Raw genomic sequence first — 21,015 nt, forward strand, 5'->3', positions numbered from 1 at the left:
TTGCAGCCTCTTCCCCTTTTCTGAGCGATGCCGGGCATCGCAAGGACCAAGAAAATCCGTTCAAGAACGGCACAGACAGGGCTGGCAAAGCTTTCGGCGATCCTTGGGAGGCCGAGAAAAACTCTTATTTTTCATTACGCTAAGCCGTTCAATTTTCCGAAAAAATTGCTGTTGCCACGCCTCCATATCGATGCATAAACTGGCATCAACAAAGGCAAGCCGGATCAACCTCTCAGACCCTCTCCTCCCACCAAGGTGCTGACCGACCAATGATCAATAATCTCAACGCCGCTGATCTTCCCCGCCCCGCCCCGCGCAGTTCCAACCCGGAAATCATGGCGTCGGAAATCATCGAACGCCTCACCTACCGCATCGGCAAGGACGTGAAGGTTGCCAAGCCGCATGACTGGCTGACCGCAACCATCCTCGTCGTGCGCGACCGCATCATCGACAAGTGGATGGAATCCACCCGCAAGGCCTATGCCAACAATTCCAAGCGCGTTTATTACCTGTCGCTGGAATTCCTGATCGGCCGCCTGATGCGCGACGCCATTTCCAATATCGGCCTGATGCATGAAATCCGCGACGCGCTGTCCTCGCTCGGTGTCGATCTGGACGTCATCGCCGGGCTGGAACCGGATGCGGCACTCGGCAATGGCGGCCTCGGCCGACTTGCGGCCTGTTTCATGGAATCCATGGCGACCGTCGATATTCCCGCCTATGGCTATGGCATCCGTTACGTGCACGGCCTCTTCCGCCAGCAGATGGCGGATGGCTGGCAGGTGGAACTGCCGGAAACCTGGCTGGCGCATGGCAATCCCTGGGAATTCGAGCGCCGTGAGAGCTCCTATGAGGTCGGCTTCGGTGGATCGGTGGAGACGATCGGCGGTTATGAAGATCCGCAGCGTTTCGTCTGGAAACCGGCCGAACGCGTCATCGCCATGGCCTATGATACGCCAGTCGTCGGCTGGCGTGGCACCCGCGTCAACACGCTTCGCCTGTGGTCGGCACAGCCGATCGACCCCATTCTTCTCGCCGCCTTCAACGCTGGCGACCATATCGGTGCCTTGCGCGAAAGCAACAAGGCGGAAAGCCTGACACGGGTTCTCTACCCTGCGGACGCGACGCCCGCCGGTCAGGAACTGCGCCTCAGGCAGGAGTTCTTCTTCTCATCCGCCTCGCTGCAGGACATTCTGCGCCGTCACCTGCAGCAATATCCTGATTTCACCTCGCTGCCTGAGAAGGTCTCGATCCAGCTCAACGATACGCATCCGGCCATTTCCATCGCCGAAATGATGCGTCTTCTGTGCGATGTGCACGGCCTGGAATTCGACGAAGCCTGGAAGATCACCCAGGGCACCTTCTCCTACACCAACCACACGCTGCTGCCGGAAGCGCTGGAAAGCTGGCCGGTGCCGCTGCTCGAGCGCCTTCTTCCAAGACATATGCAGATCGTCTACGCGATCAATGCCAATACGCTGGTTTATGCCCGCAAGGAAAAGAAGATGGCGGATCAGCAGATCCGCTCCATCTCGCTGATCGATGAAGGCGGCGAGCGGCGCGTGCGCATGGGCAATCTCGCTTTCATCGGCTCGCATTCGATCAACGGCGTTTCCGCCCTTCATACCGACCTGATGAAGGAAACGGTCTTTGCCGACCTGCACAGCCTTTACCCCGACCGCATCAACAACAAGACCAATGGCATCACGCCGCGTCGCTGGCTGATGCAGTGCAATCCCGGCCTGACCAGCCTGCTGCGCGAAGCAATCGGCGATGATTTCCTCGACGACGCGGAAAAACTGACCGCGCTTGACCGTTTTGCCGACGATGCCGGTTTCCGCGAGAAATTCGCCGAGGTGAAGCGTCTGAACAAGGTGCGGCTGGCGAATACGGTCGCACAGCGGATGGGCATCCGCGTCGATCCCTCGGCCATGTTCGACATCCAGATCAAGCGTATCCACGAATATAAGCGCCAGCTTCTGAACCTCGTGGAAACGGTGGCGCTTTACGACCAGATCCGTTCTCACCCGGAACTGGACTGGGTGCCACGCGTTAAGTTCTTCGCAGGCAAGGCGGCGCCGAGTTATCACAACGCGAAGCTGATCATAAAGCTTGCCAACGATATTGCCCGGGTCATCAACAACGATCCGGCCGTGCGCGGGCTTCTGAAAGTGGTGTTTGTTCCGAACTATAACGTCTCGCTTGCGGAAATCATGGTTCCCGCCGCCGATCTTTCGGAACAGATTTCGACGGCCGGCATGGAAGCCTCCGGCACCGGCAACATGAAATTTGCCCTGAACGGCGCGCTCACCATCGGCACGCTCGATGGTGCCAATGTCGAAATGCGCGATCATGTCGGCGCAGACAATATCGTCATTTTCGGCATGACGGCGGATGAAGTGGCCAAGGCCCGCGCTGAAGGTCACAATCCCCGCGCGATCATCGAACAATCCGCGGAACTGTCGCAGGCATTGTCGTCCATCGCGTCAGGTGTGTTCTCGCCGGATGATCGTTCCCGTTTTTCGGGTCTGATCGACGGGCTCTATAACAGCGACTGGTTCATGGTCGCCGCTGACTTCGACGCCTATGCCAATGCGCAGCGCGAAGTGGACGCGATCTGGAGCGATCCGGATAGCTGGTATGCCAAGACAGTGCGCAACACGGCGCGTATGGGCTGGTTCTCGTCCGACAGGACGATCCGCCAATATGCCACCGAGATCTGGAGAGCCTGATGAAAAAACCGCTCAATTCGGCCGAAGAAAAAAAGACTGGCGAAATCACGAAGGCTGAAATCGAGGCGATCAAGAGCGGTTTGCATTCCAATCCCTTTGCCCTTCTCGGCGTTCACGAAACGCCGGAAGGGTTTTCCGCCCGCTGTTTCATTCCCGGTGCCGAGGAGGTTTCCGTCCTGACGCTGGATGGAAACCTCGTGGGCGAGTTGAAACGGCTTGATCCGGACGGTTTTTTCGAAGGCCGCATCGATCTTTCGAGGCGACAGCCGGTGCGCTACCGCGCCTGTCGCGACGATGCCGAATGGGCGGTGACCGACCCTTACAGCTTCGGCCCGGTTCTCGGCCCCATGGACGATTATTTCGTCCGCGAAGGGTCGCATCTGAGGCTCTTCGACAGGATGGGCGCCCATCCGCTGAAGCTCGAAGGTGTCGAAGGTTTTCATTTCGCCGTCTGGGCACCCAATGCGCGGCGCGTTTCCGTCGTCGGCGATTTCAACAATTGGGATGGCCGCCGGCATGTCATGCGGTTCCGCAAGGATACCGGCATCTGGGAAATCTTCGCGCCGGATGTCTATGCCGGCTGCGCCTACAAGTTCGAAATCCTCGGCGCCAATGGCGAGCTTCTGCCGCTGAAGGCCGACCCCTATGCCCGCCGCGCCGAATTGCGGCCGAAGAACGCTTCCGTCACCGCGCCGGAGCTGTCGCAAAAATGGGAAGATCAGGCCCACCGCGAACATTGGGCGCAGGTGGACCAGCGCCGCCAGCCGATCAGCATTTACGAGGTCCATGCCGGTTCCTGGCAGCGCCGCGAGGACGGCACCTTCCTCAGCTGGGATGAACTCGCCGCCCAGCTCATCCCCTATTGCACCGATATGGGCTTCACCCATATCGAGTTCCTGCCCGTCACCGAACATCCCTATGACCCCTCCTGGGGTTACCAGACGACCGGGCTTTACGCCCCGAGCGCCCGTTTCGGCGATCCTGAGGGTTTTGCCCGTTTCGTCAACGGCGCCCACAAGGTTGGCATCGGGGTGATCCTCGACTGGGTTCCTGCGCATTTTCCGACCGACGAGCACGGGTTGCGCTGGTTCGACGGCACGGCGCTTTACGAACATGCCGATCCGCGCCAGGGTTTCCATCCCGACTGGAACACGGCCATCTATAATTTCGGCCGCATCGAGGTGATGTCCTACCTCATCAACAATGCGCTTTATTGGGCCGAAAAATTCCATCTCGACGGGCTGCGCGTGGATGCGGTCGCCTCGATGCTCTATCTCGATTATTCCCGCAAGGAAGGCGAGTGGATCCCCAACGAATATGGCGGGCGCGAAAACCTGGAATCCGTCCGCTTCCTGCAGAAGATGAATTCCCTCGTCTACGGCACCCATCCGGGCGTCATGACGATTGCTGAGGAATCCACCTCCTGGCCGAAAGTGTCCCAGCCGGTCCACGAGGGCGGCCTCGGTTTCGGTTTCAAATGGAACATGGGTTTCATGCACGACACGCTGAGTTATTTCTCGCGTGAGCCGGTGCATCGCAAGTTCCACCATCAGGAACTGACCTTCGGCCTGCTTTACGCCTTCAGCGAAAATTTCGTGCTGCCGCTTTCCCATGACGAGGTGGTGCACGGCAAGGGTTCGCTGATCGCCAAGATGTCCGGCGACGACTGGCAGAAATTCGCCAATCTCCGGTCCTATTACGGCTTCATGTGGGGTTACCCCGGCAAGAAGCTGCTGTTCATGGGGCAGGAGTTCGCCCAGTGGAGCGAATGGAGCGAAAAGGGCTCGCTCGACTGGAACCTGCGCCAATATCCGATGCATGAGGGCATGCGCCGCCTCGTGCGCGATCTCAACCTCACCTATCGATCCAAAGCTGCCCTGCACGCCCGAGACTGCGAACCCGACGGCTTCCGCTGGCTTGTGGTTGATGATCACGAGAATTCCGTCTTCGCCTGGCTGCGCACCGCGCCCGGCGAAAAACCGGTGGCAGTCATCTGCAATCTGACCCCGGTCTATCGGGAAAATTATTATGTGCCGCTGCCCATCGCCGGGCGGTGGCGGGAGATTCTCAACACCGACGCCGAAATTTATGGCGGCAGCGGCAAGGGAAATGGCGGGCGCGTTCAGGCGGTCGATGCCGGAGGAGAAATCGGCACGATGCTCGTCCTGCCGCCGCTCGCGACGATCATGCTCGAGCCGGAAAACTGACAGACAGAAAGGGAGGACACCATGTCGGAAAAAAGAGTTCAGCCTTTGGCGCGTGATGCAATGGCCTATGTCCTCGCGGGTGGCAGAGGAAGCCGCCTGAAGGAACTGACGGACCGCCGGGCAAAACCCGCCGTTTATTTTGGCGGCAAGGCGCGCATCATCGATTTCGCGCTTTCCAACGCGCTCAATTCCGGCATTCGCCGCATCGGCGTCGCCACGCAATACAAGGCGCACTCCCTCATTCGCCACCTGCAACGCGGCTGGGACTTCTTCCGCCCCGAGCGTAACGAGAGCTTCGACATTCTGCCGGCCTCGCAGCGCGTTTCCGAAACGCAATGGTATGAAGGCACCGCCGATGCCGTCTACCAGAACATCGACATCATCGAGCCCTATGCGCCGGAATATATGGTCATCCTCGCCGGCGATCACATCTACAAGATGGACTACGAATACATGCTGCAGCAGCATGTGGATTCCGGTGCGGACGTGACCATCGGCTGCCTGGAAGTGCCGCGCATGGATGCGACCGGCTTCGGCGTGATGCATGTGAACGAAAAAGACGAGATCATCGATTTCATCGAAAAGCCGGCCGATCCGCCCGGCATTCCCGGAAACGAGGGTTTCGCGCTTGCTTCCATGGGCATTTATGTCTTCCACACGAAATTCCTGATGGAAGCGCTGCGCCGCGACGCCGCCGACCCGACCTCCAGCCGCGACTTCGGCAAGGACATCATTCCCTATATCGTAGAGCACGGCAAAGCCGTCGCCCACCGCTTCGCCGATTCCTGCGTGCGTTCGGATTTCGAGCATGGCCCCTACTGGCGCGACGTCGGCACCATCGATGCCTACTGGCAGGCCAATATCGACCTCACCGATGTGGTGCCGGACCTCGACATCTACGACAAATCCTGGCCGATCTGGACCTATGCGGAAATCACCCCACCGGCGAAATTCGTGCATGACGACGAGAACCGCCGCGGTTCGGCCGTATCTTCGGTCGTCTCGGGCGACTGCATCATTTCCGGTGCCGCCCTCAATCGCAGCCTTCTGTTCACCGGCGTGCGCGCCAATTCATACTCCCGCCTTGAGAATGCCGTAGTACTGCCGAGTGTGAAGATCGGGCGCCATGCCCAACTCAGCAATGTCGTCATCGACCATGGCGTGGTCATTCCGGAAGGACTGATTGTAGGAGAAGACCCAGAACTGGATGCCAAACGTTTCCGCCGCACTGAAAACGGCATCTGCCTTATCACCCAATCGATGATCGACAAGCTGGACCTGTAGAGCCCATGAATGTCCTTTCGGTTTCATCCGAAATCTATCCCCTGATCAAGACCGGAGGGCTCGCCGACGTTGCCGGCGCGCTCCCCATCGCGCTCGAAGCCCATGGCGTCAAGACGCGGACATTGATACCCGGATATCCGGCGGTGAAAGCCGCCGTGACGGACCCCGTCAAATGTTTTGAATTTACCGACCTGCTCGGCGAAAAGGCCGATCTGCTCGAAGTGCGGCATGAGGGGCTCGATCTCCTCATTCTCGATGCGCCGGCCTATTACGAGCGCTCGGGCGGCCCCTATCTCGACCAGACCGGCAAGGATTATCCTGACAACTGGAAGCGCTTTGCGGCGCTGTCCCTTGCCGCGGCCCGCATTGCCGCCGGTGCCCTTCCCGGCTGGCGGCCGGATATGCTGCATGCGCATGACTGGCAGGCCGCCATGGCGCCGGTCTATATGCGTTATGCCGAAACGCCCGAGATTCCGAGCCTTCTCACCATTCACAACATCGCCTTCCAGGGCCAGTTCGGTGCGAATATCTTCAGCAAGCTTGGTCTTCCCGCCCATGCCTTCGGCATGGAAGGCATCGAATATTATAACGATGTGAGTTTCCTCAAGGGCGGCCTGCAGACAGCGACAGCGCTCAGCACCGTCAGCCCCTCCTATGCCGAGGAAATCCTCACTCCGCAGTTTGGCATGGGCCTGCACGGCGTCATCGGCAGCCGCGCCCATGTGCTGCACGGCATTGTCAACGGCATCGATGCCGACGTCTGGAACCCGTCGACCGATCACCTGATCCACGACAATTATTCCGCCGCCAACCTCAAGAACCGCGCCCTGAACAAGAAGGCCGTCGCCGAGCATTTCCGCATCGACGATGATGACAGCCCGCTGTTCTGCATCATCTCCCGCCTCACCTGGCAGAAGGGCATCGACCTCATGGCCGAAGCCGTGGACGAGATCGTTTCCCTCGGCGGCCGTCTGGTGGTGCTTGGCGCGGGCGATGTGGCACTGGAAGGCGCGCTGCTTGCGGCGGCCTCCCGCCACCATGGCCGCGTCGGCGTTGCGGTCGGTTATAACGAGCCGCTGTCGCATCTCATGCAGGCGGGCTGCGACGCGATCATCATCCCCTCGCGTTTCGAGCCCTGCGGCCTTACCCAACTTTACGCGCTGCGTTATGGCTGCATTCCGGTGGTTGCCCGCACCGGCGGCCTCGCCGACACGGTGATTGATGCCAACCACGCCGCCATCGCCAATAAATCGGCGACCGGCGTACAATTTTCACCCGTCACGCTGGACGGGCTGAAACAGGCGATCCGCCGGACCGTCCGTTATTATCACGACCCAAAACTGTGGACACAAATGCAGAAACTCGGGATGAAATCCGATGTTTCCTGGGAAAAGAGCGCCGGTCTTTACGCCGCGCTTTACAGCCAGCTTATTTCGAAAGGCCATTGAAACAATGATCAACACCGTACAGACGAAGCCCTATCAGGACCAGAAGCCGGGCACATCCGGCCTGCGCAAGAAGGTGCCAGTCTTCGCCCAGGAAAATTATGCGGAAAACTTCATCCAGTCGATCTTCGACGCGCTTGAAGGCTTTCAGGGCCAGACGCTGGTGATCGGCGGCGACGGCCGTTATTACAACCGTGAAGTCATCCAGAAGGCGATCAAGATGGCCGCCGCCGCCGGTTTCGGCAAGGTTCTGGTCGGTCAGGGCGGCATTCTCTCCACGCCAGCCGCCTCGAACGTCATCCGCAAATACAAGGCCTTCGGCGGTATCGTGCTTTCCGCCAGCCACAATCCCGGCGGCCCGAACGAAGATTTCGGCATCAAATACAATATCGGCAATGGCGGCCCCGCGCCGGAAAAGATCACCGATGCGATCTATGCCCGTTCGAAGGTCATCGATAGCTACAAAATCTCCGATGCCGCCGATATCGATCTCGACAGGATCGGCAGCTTCAAGGTGGATGAGCTGACGGTCGAAGTCATCGATCCGGTCGCCGATTATGCCGCGCTGATGGAAGAGCTGTTCGATTTCGCCGCCATCCGTGCCCTCATCGCCGGCGGCTTCAAGGTCGTCGTCGATTCCATGAGCGCCGTCACCGGCCCCTATGCCGTGGAGATCATCGAAAAACGCCTCGGCGCTCCGAAAGGCTCTGTCCGCAACGCAACGCCGCTGCCGGATTTCGGCGGTCATCACCCCGACCCGAACCTTGTCCATGCCAAGGAGCTTTATGACGATGTCATGAGCCCTGAAGGTCCCGATTTCGGCGCCGCTTCCGATGGTGATGGCGACCGCAACATGGTGGTCGGCAAGGGCATGTTCGTCACCCCGTCCGACAGTCTCGCGATCATCGCCGCCAATGCCAAACTGGCGCCCGGTTATGCCGCCGGCATTTCCGGCATCGCCCGTTCCATGCCGACGAGTGCGGCAGCGGATCGCGTCGCCGAAAAGCTCGGCCTTGGCATGTATGAAACGCCGACCGGCTGGAAGTTCTTCGGCAATCTCATGGATGCCGGCAAGGTTACGATCTGCGGCGAGGAAAGCTTCGGCACCGGCTCGAACCATGTGCGTGAAAAGGATGGCCTGTGGGCCGTGCTTTATTGGCTGAACATTGTCGCCGCGCGCAAGGAAAGCGTGAAGGACATCGTCACCAGGCACTGGGCCGAATATGGCCGCAACTATTATTCCCGCCACGATTATGAAGAAGTGGATTCGGATGCCGCCAACACGCTGGTCGCTGCCCTGCGTGAAAAGCTCGCGACGCTGCCGGGCACCAGCTACGGCAATCTGAAGGTCGCGGCAGCGGATGATTTTGCCTATAACGACCCGGTCGACCAGTCCGTCAGCAAGAATCAAGGCATCCGCATCCTGTTCGAAGGCGGCTCGCGCATCGTGCTGCGCCTTTCCGGCACCGGCACGGCGGGTGCGACGCTTCGCCTTTATGTCGAGCGTTACGAGCCGGATGCGGCCCGTCACGGCATCGAAACACAGACGGCGCTCGCCGACCTGATTGCCGTTGCCGATACCATCGCCGGCATCAAGGCCCATACCGGCCGCAGCGAACCGAGCGTTATTACCTGATAATTTCTGCCAAGCATGAGGGACGCCCAGGCGCCCCTCATTCGGCCTTGCCTCTGCCTTCTCCAGCCTGGAGGAGGCACCCATCCCTCCGGAGAGACAGACCATGCAGACACCACCCGTTTTCCCCAAAGGCGCAACCCGAACGGAAAACGGCACGGAGTTTACGGTCTATTCCCGGCACGCCTCACAGATCGATCTCTGCCTTTTCGATGAAACCGGTGAGAAAGAGACGGTGCGCCTGCCGATGGTCCGCGGCGAAGATGATGTTCATCGGCTCACAGTCGCGCAAGCCGGCCCCGGCACGCGATATGGCTTTCGCGCTCACGGCATTTACGCCCCGGAACATGGCCTGTGGTTCGATCCCGCAAAATTGCTGCTCGATCCCTATGCTACCGAGATCGACCGTCCCTTCCGGCACGATCCCTTGCTTTTTGCCTTTGGCGCGGACACCGGCGCGATCATGCCGAAGGCGATCCTTTCCGAGCATGAGCCGGTCAAGCGCCAGCCGCCCCGTTTTGCCGAAGGCGGGCTGATTTACGAACTGGCCGTCAAATCCTTTACGCAGCTGCATCCTGATGTGCCTGAAGATATCCGTGGCACCGTCGCCGCACTTGCCCATCCCGCCATTCTCGCGTATTTAAAAAAAATCGGTGTCGATGCGGTGGAATTGATGCCCATCACCGCCTGGATCGATGAACGCCACCTGCCGCCGCTGGGGCTTTCCAATGCCTGGGGTTATAATCCGGTCGGCTTCATGGCGCTCGATCCGCGCCTCTGCCCCGGCGGCATGCGGGAGCTGCGCGACACGATTGCGGCGCTGCATGCGCAAGGCATCGGCGTCATTCTTGATCTCGTCTTCAACCATACGGGTGAAAGCGATATCGAAGGCTCCACCCTGTCGCTGCGCGGGCTCGACAATCTCACCGCTTTCCGCCACCCGCAGGGAAACCCCGGCGTGCTGGTCAACGATACCGGCACCGGCAATACGGCCGCCTGCGACCATCCCTATATCCGTCAGCTCATCATCGATTCCCTCAGGCATTTCGTCCTCAATGCCGGTGTGGATGGCTTCCGTTTCGATCTGGCGCCCGTGCTCGGGAGAACGTCCGAGGGTTTCGACATGGCGAGCGAGACGCTGGCCGCCATGCATTCGGATCCGGCGCTTTACGACCGGGTATTGATCGCCGAACCCTGGGATATCGGCCCCGGCGGATATCAGCTCGGCAATTTCCCCGAAAGCTTCCTTGAGTGGAACGACCGTGCCCGCGACGACATGCGCCGTTTCTGGCGCGGTGATGCCAGCACGACAGGCGCGCTGGCCAATGCGCTGTCCGGCTCCTCACCGATTTTTTCCCGCCATGGCCGCTTAAAAGGCCGCAGCGTCAACTTCCTTGCCGCCCATGACGGTTTCACCCTGTTCGATCTCGTCAGCCACAAGCACAAGCACAATGAAAGAAACGGCGAGAACAATCGCGACGGCCATAATGACAACCATTCCTGGAACAATGGTTTTGAAGGCCTGACCGACGATCCCACCATTCTCACCGCCCGGCTTGCGGATGTGAAAGCGCTTCTCTCCACACTTTTCGTCAGCCGTGGCGCCTTGATGCTGACGGCGGGCGACGAGGGCGGCCGCAGCCAGCAGGGCAACAACAATGCCTATTGTCAGGACAATGAGATCAATTGGCTCGACTGGTCATCGCTTTTCCCGGAATTGATCGAGCACACCGCGTTTCTCGCGGCACTGCGCAAACGTTTCGGCGTGTTTTCGCAGACCGGCTTCTTCTCCGGCAAGGGCGACGTGACATGGCTTGCCCCCGCCGGAGAACCGATGACGGTTGCAGACTGGGAAAGGCCGGATGGACAGGCCTTCGCCATGCTGCTTTCCACCCCGGACCGAAAGACTGACGAAGACGCCGAGCTTGCCGTTCTCATCAACCGCAGCCGCGTGATCGTGCCCTTCACCCTGCCCGGCGATGGCTGGCGCGCAATCGGCACGGATTTCGGCAATCCCGCCTTCCTGCCTGCCCGTTCGGTGGTGTTTTATCTGCGCGCGAAATTGCCCGGCTGACCGGCGATATACCGTTCGGTTGGAATGTACCCGCTTGTCTTCGAAGCCGGTTCGATGCCGTTTATGCGGAGACAGGGGCCGCTTGCGCAATGGCCTCCAGGCAAAGCCAGTGGTGCATGCGCTCCGGCCAGTGCAGCATTTTGGGCGGCGGGAATTCCGCCTCCCCGAAACAACCGACGGAAACGGAAATCGCGCCCGTCAATGCTTCGGCGCTCATGAATATGATCGAGCCGCAATCGCCGCAAAAATGCTGCTCCAGCCAGCGCCCCGAGGTTCCGTTGCGACGCCACGCCCTGGTATTGCCCTTCCGCCCGATGATCGCCGTGTCGGAATAAATGGCACGATAGGCAAAGGCCGTGCCGGTGCAACGCTGGCATTCGTTGCAGGCGCAGGCATAAACCGAGCGCGGCTCACCATGCAGTTCAAGTTCCACGGCCCCGCAGGAACAGCTTGCCGTGCGCAGCCTGTCATTCGCCACACAAACATCTGGTTTCATGATGTCTCTCTTTGCTAGATATCTCTTTCAGGGTTTGGGTGAGCGCTCGCAGCGAAACTATCCATTTCGTCAGGCGCAATGAAGTACGCACCTTGAGGTTCGTGCCGAAATCTGTCAGGAGGCGATACATGACCAGCGGCCGGAAGGACGAGACCGAAGATTGCGGCTTTAGCGGCGCCTTGAAGGCGATTGGCGGCAAATGGAAGCCATCGCTGCTGTGGTCGCTGCATCTTCGCCCACACCGTTTCTCGGAATTGCGCCGATCCCTGCCGGGCATCAGCGAAAAAGTCCTCACCCAGCATCTCAGGCAAATGGAGAATGACGGGCTGATCAGCCGCCGCGATTATGGCGAAGTGCCGCCACGGGTCGAATATTCGATCACGCAGCACGGCTTCAGCCTGAACCACGCTGTCACCACCATGTCACAATGGGGGAAGCAGCATGAGCACTGGAAAGCGCAACAAGCGACCGAACCGCAAACGAGGTAACATGACCAAGGACATTGGGCTGGCGGAGATGAAGGGCCGCGTTGGCACGGAAATGGGTGTCTCCGACTGGATCACCGTTGACCAGACGATGATAAACGCCTTCGCAAAGGCAACTCTGGATGAACAGTTCATCCACACCGACCCGGAACGCGCAAAGGCGGAAAGCCCCTTCGGCGGCACCATCGCCCACGGGTTCCTGACGCTCTCGCTGCTTTCGGCGCTGAATTACGACGCTCTGCCCCGCATTCGCGAGCAGACCATGGGCATTAATTATGGCTTCGATGCCGTTCGTTTCGTCACGCCGGTGAAAAGCGGTGCGCGGGTGCGCGGCCATTTCACGCTGGCGGAAGCGCGTTTTCGCGGTGCGGCCATGTTGATGACGACCTATGACGTGACGGTGGAAATCGAAAACGAGAAAAAGCCGGCGCTCACCGCCCGCTGGACCACCATCAGCCAGTTCAACCCGGAAGACAGGCCCGAAGACGCCTGAAACGCAGCGAGGGAGAGACCGCATGCATGACGAAGCCGTAAGGAATGCGTTTCTCGTGCAGGCTAAAGCCTGCGACAACCTCGGCTCTCCCTTTACCGCACGGCTTTGTCGAGCCGTGGCGACACGGCTCGACCGCCAGACGGAGGTGGGCGAGACAATCCTCTCCTGGCCCGGCGATGTCGGCCCTTCCGGTGATTCCGTTCCCCTGCGGCTGGCGGGCGCCCTGCATGCGCTGGCCATTCAGGAAAAGATCACGCCGCTTGTGGATATTGAACCGGAAGACGAGGAAGCGCTGTGGCAGGCCTGCGCCAGCGCCCTGCGTTTCCATTCCGCGTTCATCCTCGACAGGCTGAAATCACCACCGCAGACCAACGAAGTCCGCCGTTCCGCCGTGCTGTTGCCGGGCTTTCTTTCGATAGCAGAGCGCACCGGCAAGCCGCTTGTACTTTCCGAAGTGGGAGCGAGCGCCGGGCTCAATCTGCAATTCGACCGATACCGCTATCGTTTCGGTGATTTTGCATGGGGCGAACAATCCGATGTCTTCCAGTCCCCGGAATGGCGCGGCGACATCCCGCCAGATGGGCGGATTGAGGTCATCGAGCGTGCCGGATGCGATCTCAACCCGCTCGATCCCTCTTCGTCCGAGGACCGGTTGCGGCTGATGTCCTATATCTGGGCCGACCAGACCGACAGGCTGGAGCGCACCGCAGCCGCGTTACGGATCGCGGTGGAGAACGGCCTGCGGGTGGAAAAAGCCGATGCGATCGACTGGCTGAAACGCCGCCTTTCCACGCAATATCCCGGCGCGGCCCATGTCGTTTATCACTCCATCGCCTGGCAATATCTGCCGGATGCCCTGAAACAGGCGGGCGAGGCATTGATCACCGAGGCCGGCGCCCGCGCCACGCCGGAAGCCCCGCTTGCGCGCCTGCAAATGGAAGCCGATGCGACACCGGGTGGCGCCGCCATCACCCTGCAAATCTGGCCGACCGGCGAAAAACAGGAGATTGGCCGTGCCGATTTCCATGGGCGATGGGTCGAATGGCGGGGGTGGAGGCGCTAAACCGCCACGTCGGCCGCCGCTTCCTGCAGCAGCCCGCCGACATATTCGGCAAAGGAGCGCCAGCATTCCACCCGGAACGTATCATCCGCCGTGCGCAGCAGCACCACTTCTGCCTTGCCGAAAACCGTGCGCGAGCAGGCGCCGACCGGGAACCTTGCCGGAGACAGGTCCTGCGGGCAGCCGGCATTGAGTGCTGCTTCCGCGCCGGGGCCGGAAACGATGACGGCCGTGTTGCGGTGGGAAACATCGGTTGCGGAGAACAGGCCGGAGACGCCGGCAAGCGCCGCCACCAGATCGCTCTCGCCCTGATCGATCACCAGCCATTCATCCGGGCCGAGCCACAGAGCCGAGCGCAGGCCCGAAGTTACCGAAGTCTTCGGTTTGGTGGGCAAAGCAAGGCCAAGCGCTTCCGAAAGCGCCGGCACGGCGCTTTCCCGCGCCCGCAACGACAGCCGCGATGCGGAAGCGGCGGGTTTCAGCGAAACGAAGGGCGAGCCGCCGTGGAAATCCTCAAGCACGGATTTGCGTTTTGCGTGCAGCATGTCAGCCATTGAGACGGGCTCCTTCCTTGTCGAGGAAGACCATGTCGGTCACTTCGACGGCAATGGTTTTATCGGCAAGCGGGATATAAAGCGTTTCGCCCACGCGCGCCCTGCCATCCGCCACCAGCGCAAAAGCGATGGAATGGCCGAGATTTTCCGACCAGTAAGCCGAGGTGACATGGCCGAGCATGGTCATCGGCTTCGGCTGGTTCGGATCGGTAACGATCTGGCCGCCTTCATCGGGCACCGTCAGCCTGTCCTTCGCTTTCAGGCCGACAAGCTGCTTGCGGCCAGTACGCGTAAGATCAATGCGCTTCAGGCCACGAATGCCGACGAAATCCGTCTTCTTCTTGGAAACGGCCCAGGCGAGCCCGGCATCGTCAGGTGTCACCGTGCCGTCCGTATCCTGGCCGACGATGATATAACCCTTTTCCGCACGCAGGATATGCATGGTCTCGGTGCCATAAAGGCAACCGCCAACGGCTTCCGCCCGGTCGCGGATCGCGGACCAGACGGCTGCGCCGTAATCGGCCGGAACATTGATTTCGAAACCGAGTTCTCCGGTGAAGGAGACGCGGAAAAGCCGCGTCGGCACACCGCAGAACTTGCCTTCTGCCACCGCCATATGCGGGAAGGCCTCCGGCGACAGATCGATGCCCTCGACGAAAGGCGCGATCACCTCGCGCGCCTTCGGACCCTGCACGGCGATCACCGCCCATTGTTCGGTGGCAGAGGTGAGCCAGACGTTGAGATCGGGGAATTCGGTCTGGAGATAATCTTCCATATGCTGCAGAACACGCGGCGCGCCGCCCGTGGTCGTCGTCACATGGAAACGGTCTTCGGCCAGACGCCCGACGACGCCGTCATCGTAAACGAAGCCGTCTTCGCGGGTCATGATGCCATAACGGCAGCGGCCGGGTTTCAGCGTATCCCAGGCATTGGTGTAGATGAGGTTCAGGAACTTCGCCGCATCGGGGCCGACCACTTCGATCTTGCCGAGTGTCGAGGCATCGAACACGCCGACGCTCTCACGCACCGTCTTGCATTCGCGATTGATCGCCTCATGCATGTCCTCACCTGCCCGCGGGAAGAACCAGGCACGCTTCCAGTTGCCGACATCTTCAAATACCGCACCGGCCGCCAGTTCTTCCTCATGCATCGGCGTCTTGCGGGCCGGGTCGAACAGCGCACCGCGCGAATGGTTGATGAGCGTGCCGAAGGTGACCGGCGTATAGGGCTGGCGGAAGGTGGTGAGACCGACCTTGGGCAAATCCCGGCCAAGCGCTTCCGATGCGATGGCGAGGCCATGCATGTTCGACATCTTGCCCTGATCGGACGCCATGCCATTGGTGGTGAAGCGCTTGATATGCTCGACGGAGTGCATGCCTTCGCGCACGGCAAGGCGGATATCCTTGGCGCAGACATCGTGCTGGAAATCGATGAAGGCCTTGACGCCGGTGCCCTCACCCGCGCCTTCGGCAGCACCGATCATGCCGCCCGTCCAGGCCCGGGCATTTTCGCCCGAGAATTCCGCCGAGCCGCCGCCGGCGGCGGCCGATTCGGCAATCAGCGCATCAAGATCATCCGTGCCGTTGCAGGCGCCGATGGAAACGCAGTTCTGCACATGAATATCCGGCAGGAAGCGCTGGTTCGCCGCGTCAAACTTCAGCTTGCCACGCGATTGCGAGAAGAGATGCACCGAAGGTGTCCACCCGGCCGAAACGACAAGCGCATCGATGGCGATCTTGCGCTTGTTGGAGCCGCCATTGCGGCCAACGGTCATGGAAGAGACGCGCAGGCGGCCGGCGGTATTATAAACGCTGTGGCCCGCCAGAACTTCGATGCCGAGCGCCCGTGCCTCGTCCAGCAGGCGCTGATCCGGGTTTTCGCGGCAATCGACGATGGCGGCGATCTTCACGCCGGCCTTCTTCAGGTCGAAGGCCGTCTCATAGGCCGAATCATGGGCGGTGTAGACACCCACGTTGTGGCCGACGGATACGCCGTAATGGTTGAGATAAATGCGGGCAGCCGCAGCCAGCATGATGCCCGGCCGGTCATTATTGGCAAAGACCATGTGGCGCTCGATTGCACCTGCGGCCAACACCACCTTTTTGGCCCGCACCTGCCACAGCCGTTCACGCGGCTGGTGTCTGGCCGGCGTGGCGAGATGATCGGTGACCCGTTCCGCCAGGGCGACAAAATTGTGGTTGTAATAACCGAAGGCCGTCGTACGCGTCAGAACCCGCACATTGGGCATCGCTTGCAGCTCGGCGAGAACCTTCTGCGCCCACTCGTAACCGGGAATACCGTCGATCACCACGCCGGTATCGAAGCGCAGCACGCCGCCGACTTCGGCATTTTCATCCACCAGAATGACGCTGGCCCCGGTTTTTGCCGCCGAGAGAGCAGCCGTCAGGCCGGCAACACCGGCACCGGCCACCAGCACGTCGCAATGGGCATAACGGCCGGAATAATGATCAGCATCCGGTTCGCTCGGCGCCTTGCCAAGACCGGCGGCGCGGCGGATCAGCGGTTCGTAAATCTTGTGCCAGGCGGCCTTCGGCCACATGAAGGTCTTATAATAAAAACCGGCCGCGAACATCGGCGACAGGAGGTCGTTGATGGCGCTCAGATCGAAGGACAGCGACGGAAAACGGTTCTGCGAGGCGATGATGGCGCCGTCGAACACTTCCTGCACCGTGGCGCGCACATTGGGCTGCTTGCGCAGGCTGTCGCGGGAAACGTCGATCAGCGCATTCGGCTCTTCCGGCCCGGCGGACAGGAAACCGCGCGGACGGTGATATTTGAACGAGCGGCCGATCAGATGCACGCCATTGGCCAGAAGTGCCGACGCAACGGTATCGCCCTCCAGCGCCGGATAAATCTTGCCGTCGAAGGTGAAACGCGCGGTTCTGGCCGGAGTGAGACGGCCCGCACCCTTGATACGATAATCGCCGCTCATTGCCCGGCTCCCTTTTCTGCGGAAAGGACCGTTTCGGCATCGGGTTTCGGTTCGCCGACCTTGTAGGTCATCAGGAATTTGTCGCTCACCGAATCGCGGGCGGCGTTAAAGAACCGGCCGCAGCCGTGAATATGCCGCCAGCGCTCGAAAACGAGGCCCTTGTCATTGTCGCGAATGAAGAAATATTCCGCGAAGGCCTCGTCGGAAATATCGGCGATGTTTTCCGGCCGGGCAATATGGGCTTCGCCCGCCCAGCGGAATTCCAGTTCGGAACGGTCTTCCCCGCAATAGGGGCAATGGATCAGAAGCATCGTCGCTCCACCTAGAGAGAATTTTCCGGAAGCACTGTTCCGGCGGGTTGGTCACACAGCCGCTTCCCCATGGCCACGAAGGGGGAAAGCCGCTTTAAAAGCTGCTCGAAATTATCGAAAGGGCGCAGCGCCGAGGCCCGGCCCATATTGACGATGGCGACCGCCATCATGTCGGTGTCGATCGCAAAAGGGTAATCCTGCTCGCCATCCTCCTTCTCGCCGACAAAATAAACCATCTTGTCCGCGAGACTTGGAGCACAAAGGAGCAGGCCTTTTTCCGCCACGAAAGGCCAGTCTTTCTCGCCCTGCATCTTTGCAATCTTCTGGCTGCGAAAGTCCTTCGCCTCGGGAATGACGCTGCCAACGGGCACGGCCACGGCCGCGCCGGATATGTTGATCGCAAGCATGGCCGCCGCCAGCATCAATGCGCCACCGCGGCAGCGGCAGCCTCATCGATAAGGCGGCCGGTGCGGAACCGGTCGAGCGTCAGACCGGCTGCGAGGCGATGCGGTTCACCGCGGGCGATGAGATGCGCAAAGAGATTGGCCGAACCCGGCGTCGCCTTGAACCCGCCCGTGCCCCAGCCGCAATTGACGAAGAGGTTAGGCACCGGCGTCACGCTCTGAATGGCGGAACGGTCTGGCGTGTTGTCGGTGATGCCACCCCACTGGCGCATCATCTTGACGCGGCGGAAGATCGGGAAGAGTTCGCAGATGGCGTCCAGCGTATGGGTGATGATCTGGAGACCGCCGGTCTGGGAATAGGAATTATATTGGTCGGTGCCCGCACCGATGACCAGCTCGCCCTTGTCCGACTGCGAAATATAGGCATGCACCGTGTTGGACATGACAACGCAGGGGAAGATCGGCTTCAGCGGTTCCGACACCAGCGCCTGCAGCGGGTTGGAATGCAGGGGAACGCGCACGTCAGCCATTTTCATGATGACGGAGGAGTGGCCCGCGGCGGAAACGCCGATTTTCTTCGCGCCGATGAAACCGCGATTGGTCTCCACGCCCGTCACCGCCCCGTCCGGCCCGCGGCGAATCGCCGTGACCTCGCAGTTCTGGATGATGTGCACGCCGCGATCGGAGGCCGCACGCGCATAACCCCACGCCACCGCATCGTGGCGTGCCGTGCCGCCACGGCGCTGAAGGGCTGCGCCATTAATGGGATAACGCGCATTGCCGGAAATATCGAGCGGCGGGCAATAGGCTTTCGCCTGCTCCGGAGTCAGCCACTCGTTGTCGATTCCGTAGAGGCGGTTGGCATTGATATGACGGCTGAAGGACTGCCGGTCATGGATATTGTGCGACAGCATCATCACGCCGCGCGCCGAATACATGACGTTATAATTGAGATCCTGGCTCAAGCCTTCCCACAGTTTCAGGGAATGCTCGTAGATATCCATGCTCTCTTCATAGAGATAGTTGGAGCGGATGATGGTGGTGTTGCGACCGGTATTGCCGCCACCGAGCCAGCCTTTTTCCAGAACCGCGACATTGGTGATGCCATGTTCCTTGGCCAGATAGTAGGCAGCGCCCAGTCCGTGACCGCCACCGCCGATGATGATGACATCATAATCCTTGCGTGGCTCGGGTGAGGCCCATTGCGCATCCCACCCCTTATGACCCCGCAACGCCTCACGCGCCACGGCAAAAACGGAATATTTGCGCATTCGCAGTCTGCTCCTCAAGAACCGGCCAAAGGCCGTAAACATAGACCCGGCCCGTATCATACACATGGCAAATCGGGATGGGAGGCAATATTCATTTTGCGACGTCGCAATGATTTTGTTTCGACATTGCGGGAAGAACGCGGGGCACGCTGCATTTTGCGGGTGGATTATGCGCTACCGGCTGGACTTGCTGCAAATGATCTGTTATTGCACGTCACCAATCGCCCAGCTCGACAGCCGGACGGACCATTTTTTGTTTGCGTGCGAATGCCTTTATTCACACAGCAAGATAACCAAACTAAAGGAACGGGATTCACGTGCAGGTACTAGTCCGCGACAATAACGTTGATCAGGCGCTCCGCGCCCTGAAGAAAAAGATGCAGCGCGAAGGCATTTTCCGTGAAATGAAAATGCGCGATTATTACGAAAAGCCCTCCCAGAAGCGCGCCCGCGAAAAGGCTGAAGCCGTTCGCCGCGTTCGCAAGCTGGCACGCAAGCGTGCACAGCGCGAAGGTCTGGTTGCAGGCCCCCGCGCAGGCCGTTAATAGGCCGTCTTTTGGACGTTTTTGAATGCTTGTTGGGCGGGGGCGATCAATTCGCCGCCGCTCTTTGTGTTTGTGGCCGGAGAACGCTCTTGAAAACGACCGTGAGACCGGCCTGCGAGGGAACCCACACCGAATGATCGCTGTCGACGCCTGTGTTGTGAAAAACGCCGATGCCTCCAGGCACCGGATGCCATTGAAAAACAACAGAGGGTTTCGCGCTTCTCTGGTCGTCTGCACCGTTCTTGCCGGTCTTTCCGGCTGTGCGACATCCAACCAGACGGAAGATGTGTTCAGAATCGACCGCGCCCAGGGTTCGCAGGAAAACATCGCCTCGCTGACCTCGGTCATCAACGCCAATCCGCAGGATCCGGAAGGCTACAATGTCCGTGGTTCGGCTTATGGCCGTGCCGGCGATTCGCGCCGTGCCATCGAGGATTTCAACAAGGCGCTGCAGCTCAATCCGCGCTTTTATCAGGCCTATGCCAACCGCGCGCTCGTCTATCGCAATACCGGGCAGCAGCAGCAGGCCCTGCAGGACTACAACGCCGCCCTGCAGATCAACCCGAGCTATGATGTGGCGTTGATCGGCCGCGGCAATCTTTACCGCCAGTCCGGGCGCGTGAACGAAGCCTTCAACGATTTTTCCCGCGCCATCGAGCTGGAAACCACCGACGGACGCGCCTGGCACAATCGCGGCCTGATCTACCAGCTGCGCAACCAGCATGCGCAGGCCATCGAGGACTTCTCCAAGGCAATCTCGCTTTCGTCGACATCGCCGGAGCCCTATAACGGCCGTGGCCTCTCTTATGTCGCGCTGAATGACGACGAAAACGCCTTTGCCGATTTCAACCACGCCATTTCGCTGGATGGCAATGTGGCGGAATCCTGGGCCAACCAGGCGTTGGTCTATGAGCGGCGCGGCGAGATGGCCAAGGCTGCCAAATCCTATGGGCATGCGGCCCGACTCGACCCGAAATACAAGCCGGCACTGGACGGCGTGGCCCGCACGCGCGGCGCCAGCGCCTCCTGATTAAACGGGAATCAACAAAAAAGCCGGCAGGTGTGACA

At 60.3% G+C, this 21,015-nt stretch carries 17 protein-coding genes; 11 read left to right on the forward strand and 6 right to left on the reverse strand.

From position 1 onward, the window contains the following. Positions 1-269 precede the first annotated feature (269 nt). From QD336_RS17050 to glgX, 6 genes are all read left to right on the forward strand, one after another. Complete coding sequence (locus tag QD336_RS17050) at positions 270-2,732, forward strand: glycogen/starch/alpha-glucan phosphorylase (protein ID WP_499171440.1); 2,463 nt, start codon at positions 270-272, stop codon at positions 2,730-2,732. After that, the gene (gene glgB / locus QD336_RS17055) at positions 2,732-4,939 is read left to right on the forward strand and encodes a 1,4-alpha-glucan branching protein GlgB (RefSeq protein WP_499171441.1); all 2,208 of its coding nucleotides are present in this window, start codon (positions 2,732-2,734) and stop codon (positions 4,937-4,939) included. Before QD336_RS17050 ends, glgB begins: the two co-directional genes overlap by 1 nt. 21 nt (positions 4,940-4,960) lie before the next feature. Beyond that, a complete protein-coding gene (glgC, locus tag QD336_RS17060; RefSeq protein ID WP_269344940.1) occupies positions 4,961-6,223 on the forward strand; it encodes a glucose-1-phosphate adenylyltransferase in 1,263 nt (420 codons plus the stop codon). 5 nt (positions 6,224-6,228) lie between these two features. Next, positions 6,229-7,671 (forward strand): glycogen synthase GlgA, encoded by a 1,443-nt coding sequence (gene glgA, locus QD336_RS17065; protein ID WP_269344938.1) that lies wholly within the window; start codon positions 6,229-6,231, stop codon positions 7,669-7,671. A 4-nt stretch (positions 7,672-7,675) separates the two neighbouring features. After that, on the forward strand, positions 7,676-9,304 hold the full coding sequence (locus QD336_RS17070) for an alpha-D-glucose phosphate-specific phosphoglucomutase (RefSeq protein ID WP_499171442.1): 1,629 nt from the start codon (positions 7,676-7,678) through the stop codon (positions 9,302-9,304). A gap of 103 nt (positions 9,305-9,407) precedes the next feature. Continuing rightward, complete coding sequence (glgX, locus tag QD336_RS17075) at positions 9,408-11,375, forward strand: glycogen debranching protein GlgX (RefSeq protein WP_499171443.1); 1,968 nt, start codon at positions 9,408-9,410, stop codon at positions 11,373-11,375. A 61-nt stretch (positions 11,376-11,436) separates the two neighbouring features. Here the strand turns inward: glgX and QD336_RS17080 are convergent, their stop codons facing one another. Next, positions 11,437-11,871: a GFA family protein gene (locus QD336_RS17080; RefSeq protein WP_499171445.1), complete on the reverse strand. Its 435-nt coding sequence runs from the start codon at positions 11,869-11,871 to the stop codon at positions 11,437-11,439. 128 nt (positions 11,872-11,999) lie between these two features. Here QD336_RS17080 and QD336_RS17085 point away from each other — a divergent pair, with 128 nt between their 5' ends. Genes QD336_RS17085 through QD336_RS17095 form a run of 3 tightly spaced genes read left to right on the forward strand, consistent with a single transcriptional unit; the run spans position 12,000 to position 13,912 of the window. Further along, positions 12,000-12,359: a winged helix-turn-helix transcriptional regulator gene (locus tag QD336_RS17085; RefSeq protein ID WP_269344931.1), complete on the forward strand. Its 360-nt coding sequence runs from the start codon at positions 12,000-12,002 to the stop codon at positions 12,357-12,359. A 1-nt stretch (position 12,360) separates the two neighbouring features. Further along, on the forward strand, positions 12,361-12,849 hold the full coding sequence (locus tag QD336_RS17090; RefSeq protein ID WP_269344929.1) for a MaoC family dehydratase: 489 nt from the start codon (positions 12,361-12,363) through the stop codon (positions 12,847-12,849). Between the two features lie 22 nt (positions 12,850-12,871). Continuing rightward, positions 12,872-13,912, forward strand: coding sequence for a DUF2332 domain-containing protein (locus QD336_RS17095; RefSeq protein WP_499171447.1), 1,041 nt, complete (start codon positions 12,872-12,874; stop codon positions 13,910-13,912). Here the strand turns inward: QD336_RS17095 and QD336_RS17100 are convergent. From QD336_RS17100 to QD336_RS17120, 5 genes are read right to left on the reverse strand one after another with little or no spacing between them, the layout of a single operon-like run. Continuing rightward, a complete protein-coding gene (locus QD336_RS17100; RefSeq protein ID WP_269344926.1) occupies positions 13,909-14,463 on the reverse strand; it encodes a sarcosine oxidase subunit gamma in 555 nt (184 codons plus the stop codon). The two genes, QD336_RS17095 and QD336_RS17100, sit on opposite strands and share 4 nt — an antisense overlap. Next, the gene (locus QD336_RS17105) at positions 14,456-17,416 is read right to left on the reverse strand and encodes a sarcosine oxidase subunit alpha (protein ID WP_499171448.1); all 2,961 of its coding nucleotides are present in this window, start codon (positions 17,414-17,416) and stop codon (positions 14,456-14,458) included. Before QD336_RS17105 ends, QD336_RS17100 begins: the two co-directional genes overlap by 8 nt. After that, positions 17,413-17,727: a sarcosine oxidase subunit delta gene (locus tag QD336_RS17110; RefSeq protein WP_499171450.1), complete on the reverse strand. Its 315-nt coding sequence runs from the start codon at positions 17,725-17,727 to the stop codon at positions 17,413-17,415. The genes QD336_RS17105 and QD336_RS17110 overlap by 4 nt, the downstream gene beginning before the upstream one ends. Positions 17,728-17,738: 11 nt before the next feature. Continuing rightward, positions 17,739-18,149, reverse strand: coding sequence for a hypothetical protein (locus tag QD336_RS17115; RefSeq protein WP_269344922.1), 411 nt, complete (start codon positions 18,147-18,149; stop codon positions 17,739-17,741). After that, positions 18,149-19,402, reverse strand: coding sequence for a sarcosine oxidase subunit beta family protein (locus QD336_RS17120; RefSeq protein ID WP_269344921.1), 1,254 nt, complete (start codon positions 19,400-19,402; stop codon positions 18,149-18,151). Before QD336_RS17120 ends, QD336_RS17115 begins: the two co-directional genes overlap by 1 nt. A gap of 317 nt (positions 19,403-19,719) precedes the next feature. Here QD336_RS17120 and rpsU point away from each other — a divergent pair, with 317 nt between their 5' ends. Together rpsU and QD336_RS17130 are read left to right on the forward strand one after the other, a co-directional pair. Continuing rightward, positions 19,720-19,947, forward strand: coding sequence for a 30S ribosomal protein S21 (gene rpsU, locus QD336_RS17125; RefSeq protein WP_003508541.1), 228 nt, complete (start codon positions 19,720-19,722; stop codon positions 19,945-19,947). 133 nt (positions 19,948-20,080) lie between these two features. Continuing rightward, entirely contained in the window at positions 20,081-20,977 is an 897-nt protein-coding gene (locus QD336_RS17130; protein ID WP_499171452.1) for a tetratricopeptide repeat protein, read from the forward strand. Positions 20,978-21,015: the final 38 nt, after the last annotated feature.

This window comes from Rhizobium sp. BR 250 (genome assembly GCF_047445855.1).
GTDB lineage: Bacteria > Pseudomonadota > Alphaproteobacteria > Rhizobiales > Rhizobiaceae > Agrobacterium > Agrobacterium tumefaciens_I.